The organism is Arthrobacter sp. 147(2020) (assembly GCF_013116715.1).
Classification (GTDB): domain Bacteria; phylum Actinomycetota; class Actinomycetes; order Actinomycetales; family Micrococcaceae; genus Arthrobacter_D.
The window spans coordinates 40,363-55,178 of sequence record NZ_JABFOM010000006.1 but is presented as its reverse complement, the minus strand read 5'-3'; the positions used below and the strand labels follow the sequence as shown (position 1 = coordinate 55,178).

16 protein-coding genes are annotated in these 14,816 nt (G+C 65.4%); 9 read left to right on the top strand and 7 right to left on the bottom strand.

Features of this window, described 5'->3' with window-relative positions; all coding sequences use genetic code 11:
- Window positions 1-2 precede the first annotated feature (2 nt).
- The 4 genes from pyrH (at window position 3) to HMI58_RS06320 (ending at window position 3,083) form a co-directional block, all read left to right on the top strand.
- Window positions 3-740, top strand: coding sequence for a UMP kinase (gene pyrH / locus HMI58_RS06335; protein ID WP_171586279.1), 738 nt, complete (start codon window positions 3-5; stop codon window positions 738-740).
- A 112-nt stretch (window positions 741-852) separates the two neighbouring features.
- Entirely contained in the window at window positions 853-1,410 is a 558-nt protein-coding gene (frr, locus tag HMI58_RS06330) for a ribosome recycling factor (protein ID WP_171586278.1), read from the top strand.
- Window positions 1,410-2,468 (top strand): phosphatidate cytidylyltransferase, encoded by a 1,059-nt coding sequence (locus tag HMI58_RS06325; protein WP_225667942.1) that lies wholly within the window; start codon window positions 1,410-1,412, stop codon window positions 2,466-2,468. The genes frr and HMI58_RS06325 overlap by 1 nt, the downstream gene beginning before the upstream one ends.
- 36 nt (window positions 2,469-2,504) lie before the next feature.
- Window positions 2,505-3,083, top strand: a complete 579-nt coding sequence (locus HMI58_RS06320; protein ID WP_171586277.1) for a DivIVA domain-containing protein — start codon at window positions 2,505-2,507, stop codon at window positions 3,081-3,083.
- A gap of 7 nt (window positions 3,084-3,090) precedes the next feature.
- On the opposite strand, the gene HMI58_RS06315 is transcribed toward HMI58_RS06320, so the two are convergent.
- The 4 genes from HMI58_RS06315 to HMI58_RS06300 are packed head-to-tail and all read right to left on the bottom strand — an operon-like array spanning window position 3,091 to window position 6,966.
- Complete coding sequence (locus tag HMI58_RS06315; RefSeq protein WP_171618541.1) at window positions 3,091-4,578, bottom strand: cation acetate symporter; 1,488 nt, start codon at window positions 4,576-4,578, stop codon at window positions 3,091-3,093.
- Between the two features lie 21 nt (window positions 4,579-4,599).
- Window positions 4,600-4,983, bottom strand: coding sequence for a hypothetical protein (locus tag HMI58_RS06310; protein ID WP_345890615.1), 384 nt, complete (start codon window positions 4,981-4,983; stop codon window positions 4,600-4,602).
- Between the two features lie 10 nt (window positions 4,984-4,993).
- Complete coding sequence (locus HMI58_RS06305; RefSeq protein WP_171618540.1) at window positions 4,994-5,728, bottom strand: LytTR family DNA-binding domain-containing protein; 735 nt, start codon at window positions 5,726-5,728, stop codon at window positions 4,994-4,996.
- A gap of 47 nt (window positions 5,729-5,775) precedes the next feature.
- Window positions 5,776-6,966, bottom strand: a complete 1,191-nt coding sequence (locus HMI58_RS06300) for a histidine kinase (protein ID WP_171618539.1) — start codon at window positions 6,964-6,966, stop codon at window positions 5,776-5,778.
- A 237-nt stretch (window positions 6,967-7,203) separates the two neighbouring features.
- Between HMI58_RS06300 and HMI58_RS06295 the strand changes: the two genes are divergently transcribed.
- Together HMI58_RS06295 and HMI58_RS06290 are read left to right on the top strand one after the other, a co-directional pair.
- Window positions 7,204-7,587, top strand: a complete 384-nt coding sequence (locus HMI58_RS06295) for a DUF485 domain-containing protein (protein ID WP_171586273.1) — start codon at window positions 7,204-7,206, stop codon at window positions 7,585-7,587.
- Window positions 7,584-9,206: a cation acetate symporter gene (locus tag HMI58_RS06290; protein ID WP_171618538.1), complete on the top strand. Its 1,623-nt coding sequence runs from the start codon at window positions 7,584-7,586 to the stop codon at window positions 9,204-9,206. Before HMI58_RS06295 ends, HMI58_RS06290 begins: the two co-directional genes overlap by 4 nt.
- 80 nt (window positions 9,207-9,286) lie before the next feature.
- On the opposite strand, the gene HMI58_RS06285 is transcribed toward HMI58_RS06290, so the two are convergent.
- Complete coding sequence (locus HMI58_RS06285) at window positions 9,287-9,763, bottom strand: Lrp/AsnC family transcriptional regulator (protein ID WP_171587399.1); 477 nt, start codon at window positions 9,761-9,763, stop codon at window positions 9,287-9,289.
- A 202-nt stretch (window positions 9,764-9,965) separates the two neighbouring features.
- On the opposite strand from HMI58_RS06285, the gene pdhA reads away from it, so the two are divergent.
- The 3 genes from pdhA to HMI58_RS06270 are packed head-to-tail and all read left to right on the top strand — an operon-like array spanning window position 9,966 to window position 13,518.
- Window positions 9,966-11,090, top strand: a complete 1,125-nt coding sequence (gene pdhA / locus HMI58_RS06280; protein ID WP_171587398.1) for a pyruvate dehydrogenase (acetyl-transferring) E1 component subunit alpha — start codon at window positions 9,966-9,968, stop codon at window positions 11,088-11,090.
- The gene (locus HMI58_RS06275) at window positions 11,090-12,097 is read left to right on the top strand and encodes an alpha-ketoacid dehydrogenase subunit beta (protein WP_171587397.1); all 1,008 of its coding nucleotides are present in this window, start codon (window positions 11,090-11,092) and stop codon (window positions 12,095-12,097) included. The genes pdhA and HMI58_RS06275 overlap by 1 nt, the downstream gene beginning before the upstream one ends.
- A gap of 8 nt (window positions 12,098-12,105) precedes the next feature.
- Window positions 12,106-13,518, top strand: a complete 1,413-nt coding sequence (locus tag HMI58_RS06270; protein ID WP_171618537.1) for a dihydrolipoamide acetyltransferase family protein — start codon at window positions 12,106-12,108, stop codon at window positions 13,516-13,518.
- A 77-nt stretch (window positions 13,519-13,595) separates the two neighbouring features.
- Here HMI58_RS06270 and HMI58_RS06265 read toward each other — a convergent pair whose 3' ends face one another.
- Both HMI58_RS06265 and HMI58_RS06260 read right to left on the bottom strand, forming a co-directional pair.
- Complete coding sequence (locus tag HMI58_RS06265) at window positions 13,596-14,063, bottom strand: GNAT family N-acetyltransferase (RefSeq protein ID WP_171587395.1); 468 nt, start codon at window positions 14,061-14,063, stop codon at window positions 13,596-13,598.
- Window positions 14,064-14,113: 50 nt separating this feature from the next.
- Window positions 14,114-14,722, bottom strand: coding sequence for a TetR/AcrR family transcriptional regulator (locus HMI58_RS06260; protein ID WP_225667941.1), 609 nt, complete (start codon window positions 14,720-14,722; stop codon window positions 14,114-14,116).
- Window positions 14,723-14,816: the final 94 nt, after the last annotated feature.

The window sequence follows — 14,816 nt, the reverse complement described above, 5'->3', positions numbered from 1 at the left end:
CAATGGACAACTCTGATATGGGCACTCATGACCAGCCAACCCGCCGTCGGGTGCTGCTGAAGCTTTCCGGTGAGGTATTTGGCGGCGGCAAGCTGGGAGTCGATCCGGAAACCGTACGTTCAGTGGCCAAGCAGATCGCCGCGACGGTCGGACAGGTCGAGGTGGCCATCGTAGTCGGCGGCGGCAACTTCTTCCGTGGCGCTGAACTCTCGCAAAGTGGGATGGACCGCTCACGCGCCGATTACATGGGCATGCTGGGCACCGTCATGAACTGCCTCGCCCTCCAGGACTTCCTGGAGCAAGCGGGGGTCGAAACCCGGGTGCAGAGCGCCATCACCATGGGGCAGGTCGCCGAGGCGTACATTCCGCGCCGGGCCATCCGCCACCTGGAGAAGGGCCGCGTCGTCATTTTCGGTGCCGGTGCCGGCCTGCCGTACTTCTCCACCGATACGGTCGCAGCCCAGCGTGCCCTTGAGGTGCACGCCGACCTGGTGCTCATGGCCAAGAGCGGGGTCGACGGCGTCTACACCGCGGACCCGCACAAGGACCCTACCGCCAAGAAGCTCGAGACCCTCTCCTACGATGAGGCACTCCGTCAGGACATTAGGGTGATGGATCAGACTGCCATGACCATGTGCAAGGACAACGACCTGTCGATGGTCGTCTTCGGTATGGAGGGCGAGGGGAACGTCACCCGGGCGATCCTCGGCGAAAAGATCGGCACCGTCGTCACCACATAGACGCCCGGCCGCCCGGCCTGCCCTGGTCGGGCGGTCCATGTGAACTAGGATTGAAAACTGAACCGGACAACGCGCGGCTGTAGCCCAGCCGGCGAACAGCTTAGGAGCTACAGTGATCGACGAGACATTGCAAGAGGCCACCCAGAAAATGGACAAGGCTGTGGAAGCGGCGAAAGAGGACTTCGCGACGATCCGCACCGGACGCGCCAACGCCTCGCTGTTCTCCAAAGTCATGGTGAACTACTACGGGGCGCCGACGCCGCTGCAGCAGTTGGCCTCGTTCCAGAACCCTGAGGCGCGCACCCTCCTGATCACCCCCTTCGACCGGGCCGCCCTGAATGACATCGAACGGGCCCTGCGGGACTCCGACGTCGGAGCGAACCCCTCCAACGACGGCAACATCATCCGGGTGGTTCTCCCCGAACTGACGGAAGAGCGCCGCAAGGAGTACGTCAAGCTGGTCAAGACCAAGGCCGAGGACGCCAAGATTGCCATCCGCAACATCCGCCGCAAGGCGAAGGACGGCATCGACAAGTCAGTGAAGGACGGCGACGCCGGCGAGGACGAAGGAGCGCGCGGCGAGAAGGAACTGGACCAGCGCACCAAGTCCCACACCGACATGATCGACGAACTGCTCAAGCGCAAGGAAACCGAGCTGCTTGAGGTCTAATGAGCGACACCCACCACTCCGCTAACTCTGGCGGTCTGCCCGCCCCACAGGTGAAGGCAGGCTCCGCCACCGGCGAGGCGGCCCCCGACCACGGGGACGCGGCCGACCCTGCCCCGACGGAGCCCTCAGCTGGTGGTCAGCCCGGTGCTGGTGCAGGGGGTGCCGGGCGGGCCCGACGGGCCCCCGGCACCCGCCAGCTCCGGCGTCGGGCCAGCCGCAAGGCGGCGGGCCAGCCGAAGGCCCCCTCGAGGGCCGGGAGGAACCTTCCCGCGGCGACGGCGGTAGGTGTTGCCCTGCTTGGCTCGGTCCTGGGTGGAATCCTCTTTCTTCCGATCGCTTTCGTCGCGATCACCACCGGCTTCGCCCTGCTGGGTGTCTGGGAAGTCTCCCGGGCGCTGGAGGTGCGCCAGATCCGGTTGCCGCTGGTCCCGACCATCGGCGCAACCATCGCGTTGCCCTTCGCCGCCTACCTGGGCGGCCCGGAGGCCCTTGCCTACGCCGTCGTCTTCTCCACCACGATCCTTGCGCTCTGGCGCAGTCTCGATCCAGCCCCCGACGCCGCCCGATCCATCGTGGCGGGCGTCTTCGTGGTGCTCTGGGTGCCGCTGCTTCTCAGTTTCGCGATGCTCCTGCTGCAGGAACCTTCGGGCAAGCTGCTGGTCGCGACCCTGCTGTTGCTGGTTGTCGCCAACGACACCTTCGGCTACCTCGTCGGGGCCTTCTTCGGCAAACACGCGATGGCGCCCAAGATCAGCCCCAAGAAATCCTGGGAAGGCTTCGCCGGATCAGTGGGCGGCGCCGTCCTGGTGGGTACGATCGCCGCTGTCTTCCTGCTCGACCGGCCCTGGTGGTTCGGCCTGGTCCTGGCCGTGGCTACCGTGTCCGCTGCGACGGCCGGCGATCTCGCCGAGTCGATGATCAAGCGCGAACTCGGAGTCAAGGACATGGGAAACATCCTGCCCGGGCACGGAGGCATGATGGACCGGCTCGACTCGATTGTGTTTGCCTCCCCGGTTGCGTTCGTGCTGTCGGTTACATTGGTACCGGGATTTCTCTAGCCCAGGGTCGACCACTGACAAAGGATTCACAACACCATGAACGAAGCTCGCCAGGGCAGCTCTCCCTTCGCTCGGGTGGGGCGCCGGCAGTACGGGTACAACCTTCGGCAGGTGGACAGCTTCCTGACCCGCACGCGGGAGTACTACAACACTGAAGATCCCACGCACGGCCCCGTCACCAGCGCTGACGTCCGCTCCATGGCGTTCGATCCGGCCAAGGGTGGCTACGAGCCCCAGGCGGTTGACGCGGCCCTCGACCGGCTCGAGGATGTTTTCGCGCAGCGGGAGCGGGACCGTGTCATCGAATCCGACGGCGAGGAGGCCTGGCTGATGCAGATCGGCCGGTCCGCGGCGGTACTGCGGGGCAGGCTGCACCGCCCCGCCGGTGACCGGTTCAGGCGGCCCACCAAGAAAAAGACCCAAAGCTACAACGTCGACGACGTCGACACCCTCTGCGACCGGCTGCTCGGCTACTTCGAGAACGACCTCCCGCTGAGCGTGGACGTGGTCAGGCGCGCCGTCTTCCGTGAGGCCAAGGGCGCCGAAGGCTACGAGGAAAGCCAGGTCGACGCGTTCATGGACCGCGTGGTCGGCTTGATGGCCTCGATCGACTAGATCCGTCTCATCCCGGCGGCTGCACGGGTTCGGGAGTGTGCAGCCGGGCGAGGACCCGTGACACGCTCCCCGGTCTCCTGCCGGCGGTAAGCCGGGAGACCACGATGGTGACTGCAAACGCCGCCGGCACCGTCCACAGGGCGGGCTGCTCCAGCCACTCGTAGCGGGCGGACTCAGCGCCCAGTGCCGCTGCGGCGAGGATCGACCCACCACACAGCACCGCGCCGGCAAGCATGCCGGCCACCGCGCCCACATCGGTGAGGCCACGCCACCAGATCCCGAGGAGCAGCAGCGGGCAGATGGTCGACGCCGTAAAGGCGAACACCATGCTGACGCTTCCCGCCAGGGCAAGGGTGTTGGTGGCCAGCGCCAGCAGTAGCGGGATCGCGGCGGAAATGACCGCCGCCCGCCGGAACCCCTTGACGCTGCCCTGGAAGAATTCCTGGCTGACCACCCCGGCGAGGGACACCACCAGTCCACTCGTCGTCGACAGGAACGCGGCAAAGGCACCGGCCGTCACCAGCGCGGACAGCAGGTCACCTGCGGTCCCCTCGAAGATCCGGCTCGGCAACAGCAGTACCGTCGCGTCGGCCGCGCCGTCGACCGCCAAATCCGGGGTATAGATCCGCCCAAGGATCCCGTACATGGTGGGAAACAGGTAGAACACCGACAACAGCCCGAGCACGATCAGGGTGGTGCGCCGCGCAGAGGCACCGTCCGGGTTGGTGTAGAAACGCACCAGCACGTGCGGCAGGCCGAGGGTCCCGAACAGCAGCGCGATGACCAGCGAGATGTTGCGGTACAGCGAGGCGTCCTCGCCGATGTTCAATTCGGCGGTGAACACCGCACCGGCATCGGTGAGCGGGCTGCCGTCGGCGGTGAGCCGCAGCAGGATGAACACGATCGGCACGGCCAGCGCGGTGAGCTTGAGCCAATACTGGAAGGCCTGCACAAAGGTGATGGAGCGCATTCCGCCGGTGACCACGCTCAGGCACACCACCACCACCACCGCGACGGCGCCCACCCACGGCGGCAGGCCGGTGGTGATCTGGACGGTGAGGGCGGCACCGTGCAGTTGCGGCACGATATACAGCCAGCCGACGACGACGACGAGCAGGCTGGTCACGCGCCGGACCATTAGCGATTCCAGGCGGGCCTCAGCGAAGTCCGGAATGGTGTACGCGCCGGACCGGCGCAGGGGAGCGGCGACGAAGAGGAGGAGCATCAGGTATCCGGCGGTGTAGCCGATGGGGAACCAGAGGGCGTCGACGCCCGAGATCAGGATGAGTCCGGCGACCCCGAGGAAGCTTGCCGCCGACAGGTACTCACCGCCGATCGCTGACGCGTTCCACCAGGGGCGCACCGTCCGGGACGCGACGTAGAAGTCACCGGTGGTCCGGGAAATCCGCAGCCCGTAGATCCCGATCAGCACGGTGCTCAGTGACACCAGGGTCAACGCCACGTACCCGACCACCGGGTTGAGTTCGGCGTTCACCGGGAATCACCCACCAACAGGTCAGTCCTCATCGACCAGGTCCCTGAACCGCATTTCGTTGCGAGATGCACTGCGCACGTAGAGGGCGGCACAGCTGATGACCAGTGGGTACACACCCAGCCCCAGCAGCAGCCAGGGGACCGGCACGGTGAAGACCGACAAGTCACCGATCTGCGGGAAAACGGCCAGCAGCACCGGGATGCCGATCAGAATCACCAGGAAGCCCGTCGCCACCACGACAGCCAGCCGGAACTGCGACCGGATCAATGACCTGACAAACAGTTCCCCCACCTCGGATTGCTCGGCCATTTCCCGGGTGACAGGGTAGGCGCCGGGGTGCAGCCGGCCAGCACTGCGGGGCGCCGTTACCCGGACCCGCTGGGGCGGACCCTGGGCGGGGTTCACTGGGCCCACGTCACTGCTGCCGGGGACGGAGGCGGGTCGCCTCAAGCTTGTCCCGCACCACCGGCAGATGCCGCCGGCTGACGGGAAGCTCGGCGTCGCCCACCATCAGGGACGCCCGCCCGGCACCGATCTTGACCTGTTGGACCTGGTTCATCGCCACCAGGTAGGAGCGGTGGGTGCGCAGGAAGCCCGCCTCGGCCCACTGGCGCTCCAGATCGTTGAGGGGGATTCGGATCAGGTAGCTCGACTCTGCGGTATGCAGCCGGGCGTAGTCGCCCTGCGCCTGGACGTAGCGGACCTCATCGCGCCTGATCATCCGGCTGATGCCACCCTGGTCAACGGTGATCACCTCGGGTGCGGCGATGGTGCCATCCTTGCCCGCCTCGATCAGCTCGCAGATCCGCCGCACCGATTCGGCGAGGCGTTCCATCCGGACCGGCTTGAGCAGGTAGTCCACCGCGCGCAGGTCAAACGCCTCAAGGGCCCTGTCCTCGTCAGCGGTCACGAAGACGACGGCGGGTGGCCGGCTGAACCGGGAGATGACCCGGGCAATGTCCAGGCCCGAGAGGGCCGGCATGTGGATATCAAGGAACAGGGCGTCGACGTCGTGAGTCTCCAGGGCGCGCAGCGCCTCGGCCCCGCTCGACGCACGGTGGATGGTACCGACTCGGGCATCCTTGGCGAGCAGAAAAGCCAGTTCCTCGACTGCGGGGAGCTCATCGTCGGCGATGACAACATTGACCATGTGCTCCAGATTACGCGTCCCACCGGCCCACCGTGTGACCGACGTGCTCAGGTCTGGTGGTCGGGTTGAGACTTCGGGATCCGCAAGGTGATCATGGTCCCTGCTCCGACCGCCGTGTCGATGGTGAGTCCGTGGTCCTCGCCGTATACCTGACGCAGCCGCTGGTCAACGTTCCGCAGCCCCACATGCACCCCGTCGGTGTGCCCGGCCAGGACCGAACGCAGGTAGTCGGGGTCGATGCCCACGCCGTCGTCCTCGATGGTGACCTCGGCGAAGGCGCCGGCGTCGTGGGCGGTGATGGTGATGTGGCCCATCCCGTCAGTGGACTCCAGGCCATGACGCACCGCGTTCTCGACCAAGGGTTGCAGGCTGAGGAAGGGGATCACCGTGCTCAGCACCTCGGGCCCAATCTCCAGGCTGACTTTCAGTCGCTCCCCGAACCTGGCCCGCTCCAGCAGCAGGTACCGGTCGATGGACTTCAGTTCCTCGGCAACCGTAGTGAAGTCGCCGTGCCGCCGGAAGGAGTACCTGGTGAAGTCGGCGAACTCCACCACCAGTTCGCGGGCCCGGGCGGGGTCGGTGTTGATGAAGGAGGCGATGGCGTTCAGGGAGTTGTAGATGAAGTGGGGGCTGATCTGGGCGCGCAGCGCGCGCACCTCGGCTTCCATCAGCAGGGTCCTGGAGGAATCGAGTTCGGCGAGCTCCACCTGGGTGGATACCCAGCCAGCCACTTCATTGGCCGCACGCACCAGCCCCGCATTCACGTACGGCGCGAATGCTCCCACGGTGCCCACCACCCGCTTGTCGACCCGGATGGGTGAGATCACCACCTGCCCGTCGCCGGGGACTGCACCCGGGTCGCCGAGCTGCGCTTCCCTGAAAATCTGCGTGCGGCCGCTGGTGAGCACCTGCTGCACCAACTCCATCATCTGGGCGGGCAGTTCCCGTCCGCCGTCCCAGGCGAGTACGGCGTTCTCATCGGTGATCAGGAGGGTGTCACACCGCAGGAGGCTCCGCAGATGCTTGCTGGCCTTGGACGCCCCGGCGGGGGTCAGGCCGGCACGGAGATGCTCCGAGGCGAGCGCCGCGGTGTGCAGGGTGGCGTAGGTGGCGCGGTCGGCGTCGGACCCCAGATCGCGGTAGGACCGGGAGAGCTTGAATCCCAGGCCCGCGACCACCGTGATCGTGAGGACAACAATCGCGCCCACCAGGGCGGTGTCGACGGCGGTGCTGAACATTGCTCTACAGTAGCCGTCCGTGGCGCGCTCCAGCGTCCGCCGGCACTCCCATTCGCCGCAGGAGGTGGCCGCTCACCGCAGCTGGGTGTTCACTGGGCGATGAACGGTGCTGCGGTATTGGAGAACCGTGTCCCGAGGGCTCAAGGTGATGGGAGTCACACCTTCACGTGCCCGACGCAGCTCCTGGACCCTTCGGAGTCGGCCTGGCGCGGAAGACGTTCTCAACGAGGAGGAATCATGGCTACCGAGCCATCGCCGCCGGACGCTCATACAGCAGCGCCCGTCGACTTCACCGCATACCAGCAGAATCCCCAGTTCCAGGAACTACGCAAGCGCCACCGCAGCTTCGTTTTCCCGATGGCGATCTTCTTTCTGCTCTGGTATTTCCTGTATGTACTGCTGGCGTCCTACGCGACCGACTTCATGTCGACCCCCGTCTGGGGAAACATCAACATCGGCCTGATCATGGGGTTGCTGCAGTTCGTCACCACCTTCGCCATCACCATGGGGTACGTCACCTACGCCAACCGGAAGCTGGACCCGATCGCTGCGGACATCCGCCACGAGCTTGAGGTCACCGCTCCGGAGATCTTCGTCGAAAAGCCAGGAGCTAACAAATGATGCCGGTGTCCCTGCCGATGCAGACGGTCGAGAGCACCCAGGTTGGTGAACCATGGCTGAACATGACCATCTTCGGTCTGTTCGTCGCCGTCACCCTGGTGATCGTGCTCCGGGCAAGCCGTAACACCAAGACCGCCGCCGACTATTACGCGGCCGGCCGATCCTTCAGCGGGCCGCAGAACGGGACCGCCATCGCGGGCGACTACCTGTCCGCGGCCTCCTTCCTCGGCATCGTCGGTGCCATCGCCATCAACGGCTACGACGGCTTCCTGTACTCCATCGGCTTCCTCGTCGCCTGGCTGGTAGCGCTCCTGCTCGTCGCCGAACTGCTGCGCAACACCGGCAAGTTCACCATGGCCGACGTCCTCTCGTTCCGCCTGCGCCAGCGTCCGGTACGCATCGCAGCTGCCATCACCACCCTGGCCGTCTGCTTCTTCTACCTGCTCGCGCAGATGGCCGGTGCGGGCGGACTCGTATCGCTCCTGCTGGGCATCGACGACCGGATCGGCCAGTCCCTGGTGATCACCGTCGTTGGTGGGCTGATGATCCTCTACGTACTGATCGGCGGCATGAAGGGCACCACCTGGGTGCAGATCATCAAGGCCGTCATGCTGATCTCCGGTGCGTTCGTGATGACCATCTGGGTCCTTGCCATCCACAACTTCAACCTGTCCACCCTGCTCGGTGCCGCAATGGAGACCGCAGGCAACCCCGAGATCATCAACCCGGGTCTGCAGTACGGGGTCAGCTCGACCTCACAGCTGGACTTCGTCTCGCTGGCACTGGCACTGGTCCTCGGTACGGCTGCTCTGCCTCACGTGCTGATGCGGTTCTACACGGTGCCGACTGCCAAGGAGGCCCGCCGCTCAGTGGTGTGGGCCATCTGGCTCATCGGTGGGTTCTACCTGTTCACTCTGGTACTCGGTTACGGTGCAGGTGCCCTCATCGGCGCCGACCGCATCACCGCCGCCCCGGGTGGAGTCAACTCGGCCGCACCGCTGCTCGCTTTTGAGCTCGGCGGACCAATCCTGCTCGGCGTGATCTCGGCGGTCGCCTTTGCCACCATCCTCGCGGTGGTTGCCGGTCTGACCATCACCGCAGCTGCCTCCTTCGCCCACGACATCTACGCCAACGTGATCCGCAAGGGCAACCTCGATCCCGACGGCGAGGTGAAGGTGGCACGACGCACCGTCGTCGTCATCGGCATCCTGTCCATCCTCGGCGGTATCGGCGCCCAGGGGCAGAACATCGCCTTCCTGGTAGCCCTGGCCTTCGCTGTAGCGGCCAGTGCCAACCTGCCCACCATCCTCTACTCGCTCTTCTGGAAGCGCTTCAACACCCAGGGTGCAATCTGGAGCATGTACGGCGGGCTGGGTTCTGCAATCCTGCTCATCATCTTCTCGCCAGTCGTTTCAGGCCGGGAAACCTCGATGATCCAGGGCGCCGACTTCGTCCTGTTCCCGCTGAACAACCCGGGCATCGTCTCCATCCCGCTCGCGTTCTTCCTCGGCTGGCTGGGTAGCGTTCTGGCCAAGACGAAGGAGGATCCGCAGAAGCAGGCGGAAATGGAAGTCAGGTCCCTCACCGGGGTCGGCGCGGAAAAGGCCACCGACCACTAGGCCGCTCTTCGCAGACGTCTTTCGCTGGCAACAGGCCGGTCCGATCACTTCGGACCGGCCTGTTGCTATGTGCGGGGGGTTTAGCTGGACGCCCGGGGCCCGCGCTCCAATAGTGGTTCCACCCGAAAGGGGACGAGCTCTCCCATGGCCAGGGACGTGTCGCAGCGCTCCACGCCGTCACAGCCGAGGATCTTGCCGTTGATCCTGAACAAATCTTCAGCGTCGGCGCAGACCACCCGGACCAGGATGTCGGCCTGGCCGGTGAGCCCGTAGGCTTCCAGCACCTCGGGGATGCCGGCGAGCTGCTCGGTGATGGTCGCCAGCTTCTGCTGCTGCACATGCACGTGGATGAACGCCATCAACGGGTAGCCGAGGGCTGCCGGGTTGATCCGACGCTCGAAGGAGAGGAACACTGACTTCTTCTCCAGCTGGGCCATCCGCGCCTGCACCGTATTGCGCGACAACCCCAGCTTCTGCGCCAGCGCCACCACCGTGCGGCGCGGGTCTTTGGCCAGCGCAATCAGAAGGCGGGTATCGGTGGAATCGAGGGGTTGCATAATGCGCAATGCTAACACGCCCGCCGCCGGCAATATCTGGCATTGTGCTCAGTCAAACGGCGATCGGTTGTGCTCCATGGCCCCTGTGAGTAGGGTCACAGTATCTTTGGGTAAAGACGCCCAGGGGTCATGGTCGGACCAATCGACCGGATCTTGTGCGATCCGTCCACGGTCAGACCCAATCGATGAAGGTTGTGTAATTGTGCCTCTGAATGACACCGCTTCCGCCGGGGAAGACACGCTGATCCAGCTCCTTTCGCCCTCCGGCGTCCGGCGGGAGAACAGTGACTACGACCGGTGGGTCGCCGACGTCGACGGCCCTGCGCTGCAGGCGTTGTATGAAGACATGGTGGTGGTCCGCCGGATCGATGCCGAGGCGACAGCGCTGCAACGGCAGGGCGAGCTGGCCCTCTGGCCGCCGCTGCTGGGCCAGGAGGCGGCGCAGATCGGCTCCGGCCGCGCCCTCCGCGAGGACGATTTCGTCTTCTCCAGCTACCGGGAGAACGCCGTCGCCTACTGCCGGGGCGTGGATTTCACCGACATCCTGCGGGTGTGGCGGGGCAACGCCTCCTCGGGCTGGGACCCCTTCACCATCAACATGGCCACCCCCCAGGTCATCATCGGCGCGCAGACCCTGCACGCCACCGGGTACGCGATGGGCATCCAGAACGATGGCGCCGACTCGGTGGCCGTCACCTACTTCGGCGACGGTGCCACCAGCCAGGGTGATGTCAACGAGGCAATGGTCTTCGCCGCGAGCTATCAGGCCCCGGTCATTTTCTTCTGCCAGAACAACCACTGGGCCATCTCGGAACCGGTTGGCCTGCAGGCTCACGTGCCGATCGCCAACCGCGCACCCGGGTTCGGCATTCCCTCGGTACGCGTTGACGGCAATGACGTGCTGGCCTGTCTGGCAGTCACCCGGCAGGCTCTGGACCGTGCCAGGACCGGTGGGGGACCGAGCTTCATCGAAGCCGTCACCTACCGGATGGGACCCCACACCACCGCCGACGATCCCACCAAGTACCGTGACGCCAACGAATTGGAGGACTGGGCGGCAAAGGACCCCATCTCCCGGTTGGCAACGCTCCTGAAGTCGATGGGCCTGATGACTGACGAATTCGTGACTGCGGTGGACGCGAAGGCGGGCGACGTCGCAGCGAAGCTCCGGGCAGGCTGCATTGAAATGCCCGAACCCGAGCCAATGGACGTCTTCAAGCACGTCTACAGCACCCCCAACTCCTGGCTGGACCGTCAGCAGGAGAACTATGGCCGCTACCTCGCCACCTTTGAGTCGGGCCCCGCAGCCACGGAAGGAAGCCACTAATGTCCACCATGACATTCGGCCGGGCCATCAACGCCGGCCTGCGCAGGGCAATGGAACATGACCCCAAGGTGATCCTCATGGGCGAGGACATCGGCAAGCTCGGTGGCGTTTTCAGGATCACCGAGGGGCTGCAGAAAGACTTCGGCGAGCACCGTGTCCTGGACACTCCGCTGGCAGAGTCCGCCATCATGGGGACCGCCGTCGGGATGGCCTACCGCGGCTACCGCCCGGTCGTGGAAATCCAGTTCGACGGGTTCATCTACCCGGCCTTCGACCAGATCGTCTGCCAGGTCGCCAAACTTCATTACCGCACCCAGGGTGCGGTGAAGATGCCCATCACCATCCGGGTGCCGTTCGGCGGAGGCATCGGGTCGCCCGAGCATCACTCGGAATCGCCCGAGGCCTACTTCACCCACACCTCCGGCCTGAGGGTCATCAGTGTCTCCAACCCGCAGGACGCGTACACGATGATCCAGCAGGCCATTGCCAGCGATGACCCGGTCCTGTACTTCGAGCCGAAGCGGCGGTACCACGTGAAGGGGGAGGTGGATGAGTCGGTCGACCTCGCAGCGACCTCTATGGAGGACGCCCACGTGGTGACCCAGGGGAGCGACGTCACCCTGGTGACCTACGGTCCGCTGGTTCCCACGGCACGGGACGCAGCGATCGCCGCGTCCGACGACGGCCTGTCGGTTGAGGTCATCGACCTGCGGTCGCTGGCTCCCATCGACTTCGCGACCATCGAGGCCTCGGTGCGCAAGACGGGTCGGCTGGTGATCACCCACGAGGCTGCGCAGTCGGGCGGTCTGGGTGCCGAGATAGCGGCAAGCATCACCGAACGCTGCTTCAACTATCTGGAGCACGCACCGGTCCGGGTGACCGGCTTCGACATCCCGTACCCGTACTCCAAACTGGAATTCCATCACCTGCCCGACCTGGATCGTATTCTCGACGGCGTTGACCGCGCTATGGGACGACCCAATTCGCTGAGCGGGCTCGAAAGGTAGTGGCAACTGTGATCAAGGAATTCAGGCTCCCGGACCTGGGCGAAGGACTGACCGAGTCGGAGATCGTGAGCTGGCATGTCGCTGAGGGCGACATTGTCGAGCTGAACCAGATCATTGCCGATGTGGAGACCGCCAAGGCGGTGGTCGAACTGCCATCGCCCTACGCAGGGGTGGTGGCGCGGTTGCATGAGCAGCCCGGCACCGTGGTCGAGGTTGGTGCGCCGATCATCTCGTTCGATGTTCCGTCAGCAGGCGGCTCCGATGGTGGGGGCGCAGGTGTCGGCGGCCCGGCCGCAGCGGACTCCGACGGTGCGGGTGGCGACGACGCCGTCCCCGCCAAGCGCGAACCCAACCTCGTGGGTTACGGTGCTGCAGTCGAAAAAGGGGGACGGCCTTCCCGGCGTCCCCGTGGCGGGGCAGCCGGTGCTCCGCCGGCACCCGCTGCATCAGCACCAGCACCAGCACCAGCACCGGCGCCGGTGGCAGTTGTGGCCCCGGCGTCTCCGGAGACTTCTGCATCCACGGACCGGCCCCGCTCCACGCCACCGGTGCGGAAACTGGCGCGCGATCTTCGGATCGAGCTGGAATCAGTCACCGGGACCGGGCCGAATGGCCTGATCACCCGCGAGGATGTCCTGGCGGCCTCGGACAATGCCAACGGTGGGGCGTCCGACGTCGTCGGATCCGTTGCCCCAACCAAGACCCCAGCACCCAGCGGGCACCGGGAGACCAGGGCGCCGATCAAGGGCATGCGCAAGCACACGGCCGCCGCGATGGTTGCCAGCGCCTTCACCGCACCGCACGTCACCGAGTTCCTCACCATCGACGTCACCCCAACCATGGATCTGGTGGCACGCCTGAAGGCCAGCAGGGCTTTCGCTGATGTGAAGATCACCCCGCTGACCCTCGTGGCGAAGGCGTTGTGCATTGCCGTGGACCGCAACCCCACGATCAACACCCGCTGGGATGAGGCGAGCGCCGAGATCGTGCAGCACCACTATGTGAACCTGGGGATTGCCGCGGCCACGCCGCGCGGACTGATGGTGCCCAACCTCAAGGATGCCGACCGGATGTCCCTGCTGGAGCTTGCCCGGGCCCTGACCACGCTGACCGAGACTGCCCGTGCCGGGAAAACCACACCGGCAGACCTTTCAGGCGGCACCATCTCCATCACCAATGTCGGAGTATTCGGGATCGACGCGGGAACGCCCATCCTCAATCCGGGGGAGGCAGCCATCCTCGCGATGGGCGCTGTCCGCCGGACGCCCTGGGAGTACCAGGGTGAGATCGCGTTGCGGTCGGTGATGACGCTCAGCCTGTCGTTCGACCATCGTCTGGTGGATGGCGAGCAGGGGTCACGTTTCCTTGCCGACATCGGCACGATCCTGTCCGATCCCGGGATGGTCCTGACGATGATCTGACCCAGCGCTGGCAGGGAGGACCTTGACGGGTCTCCTGCCGGCGCTGGGATGCTGCCAGCGTAATTTGTTACCCGCTGCTAGCGCAGTTCCAGGACCAGTTCCTTGACGACGGCGCCCCGGGCGTTGGCGAATCCCTGGACCTCACCGATCTGCTCGAAGCCGTAGCGCTCGAGGATCCTGATGGAGTTGACGTTGTCCACCACAGCGCGTGCCCGGATGGGTCGGTCGGTGAACTCTTCGAGGAAAAGCCCCACTGCCGCCGTCGTGATGCCCTGACCCCAGCGGGCCTTGTCGATCCAGTAGCTGATCTCGGGGGTCTCGTCGTTGCGGTACGCGAGGATGCTTCCCACCACAACGCCGTCGTTGAGGATGGTGCGCACGGTGATCTGGGGGTCGTTAAGGATGTTCTGCCAGTGGTGGTTGAACACCCCGCGGTCTGCGGGGTTCTTGGCCGTGAACGCAGCCATGTGGTTGGCGCTGGGATCGAGCTGATGGGTGAAAAACTCGTCCAGGTCGGAGGGTTCAACGGCGCGTAGTGAAGTCACATCGAACTTTCGGTTAGGTGTCGGGTAGAAACAGGTTACTAGGCAATTGGCTAGGCATTAAGCGCCGACCAGGCCATCTTCTCCAGCAGCGACCGCAGATCGGCGATATCGTTACTGGTTTTCCGGCGGCTCGTGGTGTGCGGTGTGGAGTTGATCAGCCCGAAGGCGGCGTGGGCCTTTCGTCGAAGGTGGCCGGGGTCGGCGTCCGGTAGGAGCTGGGCCATGACATCCACCCACACTTCCACATATTGACGTTGCAGGAACCGCACGGTGTGTTCGTCCTCGGGGGAGAGGCTGTTGAGGTCGCGGTCCTGCACCCGGATCACGTTGGCGTTGCGCAGGGCGAAATCAACCTGAAACTGAATGAGTCCGCGCAGCGCCGACGCCGGATCGGCGGCCTCCGCGACGACAGCGTTGCTTCCCTGCAGCAAGTCCTCGCTGACCCCGGCCAGGAGGGCGGCAAGAACTGCCGGTTTGCCGCTGAAGTGGCGGTACACCGCTGGGCCACTGACGCCCGCGGCGGCCCCCAGGTCTTCGATCGACACCCCGTTGTAGCCCCGTTCAGCAAAGAGCTGGGCGGCGGCGTCCAGCAGTGCAGCGCGACGGGACGCCTTCGCCCTGCTGCGCCCGGTGATCCGGCTCGGCGCCGAAGCTTCCATTGATGCCCCCATCTCGTCCGGTCGCGAGGACCGGTCATCCCATTTTGGTGGACAAGTCGGTTATTAGCTACTAACCTAAACTCAGTTAGTACAC

Coding starts and splice junctions, on each gene's coding strand:
- pyrH (WP_171586279.1), top strand. CDS start 3: ATGGACAACTCTGATATGGGCACTCATGACCAGCCAACCCGCCGTCGG.
- HMI58_RS06325 (WP_225667942.1), top strand. CDS start 1,410: ATGAGCGACACCCACCACTCCGCTAACTCTGGCGGTCTGCCCGCCCCA.
- HMI58_RS06320 (WP_171586277.1), top strand. CDS start 2,505: ATGAACGAAGCTCGCCAGGGCAGCTCTCCCTTCGCTCGGGTGGGGCGC.
- HMI58_RS06305 (WP_171618540.1), bottom strand. CDS start 5,728: ATGGTCAATGTTGTCATCGCCGACGATGAGCTCCCCGCAGTCGAGGAA.
- HMI58_RS06300 (WP_171618539.1), bottom strand. CDS start 6,966: ATGTTCAGCACCGCCGTCGACACCGCCCTGGTGGGCGCGATTGTTGTC.
- HMI58_RS06295 (WP_171586273.1), top strand. CDS start 7,204: ATGGCTACCGAGCCATCGCCGCCGGACGCTCATACAGCAGCGCCCGTC.
- HMI58_RS06290 (WP_171618538.1), top strand. CDS start 7,584: ATGATGCCGGTGTCCCTGCCGATGCAGACGGTCGAGAGCACCCAGGTT.
- HMI58_RS06285 (WP_171587399.1), bottom strand. CDS start 9,763: ATGCAACCCCTCGATTCCACCGATACCCGCCTTCTGATTGCGCTGGCC.
- HMI58_RS06275 (WP_171587397.1), top strand. CDS start 11,090: ATGTCCACCATGACATTCGGCCGGGCCATCAACGCCGGCCTGCGCAGG.
- HMI58_RS06260 (WP_225667941.1), bottom strand. CDS start 14,722: ATGGAAGCTTCGGCGCCGAGCCGGATCACCGGGCGCAGCAGGGCGAAG.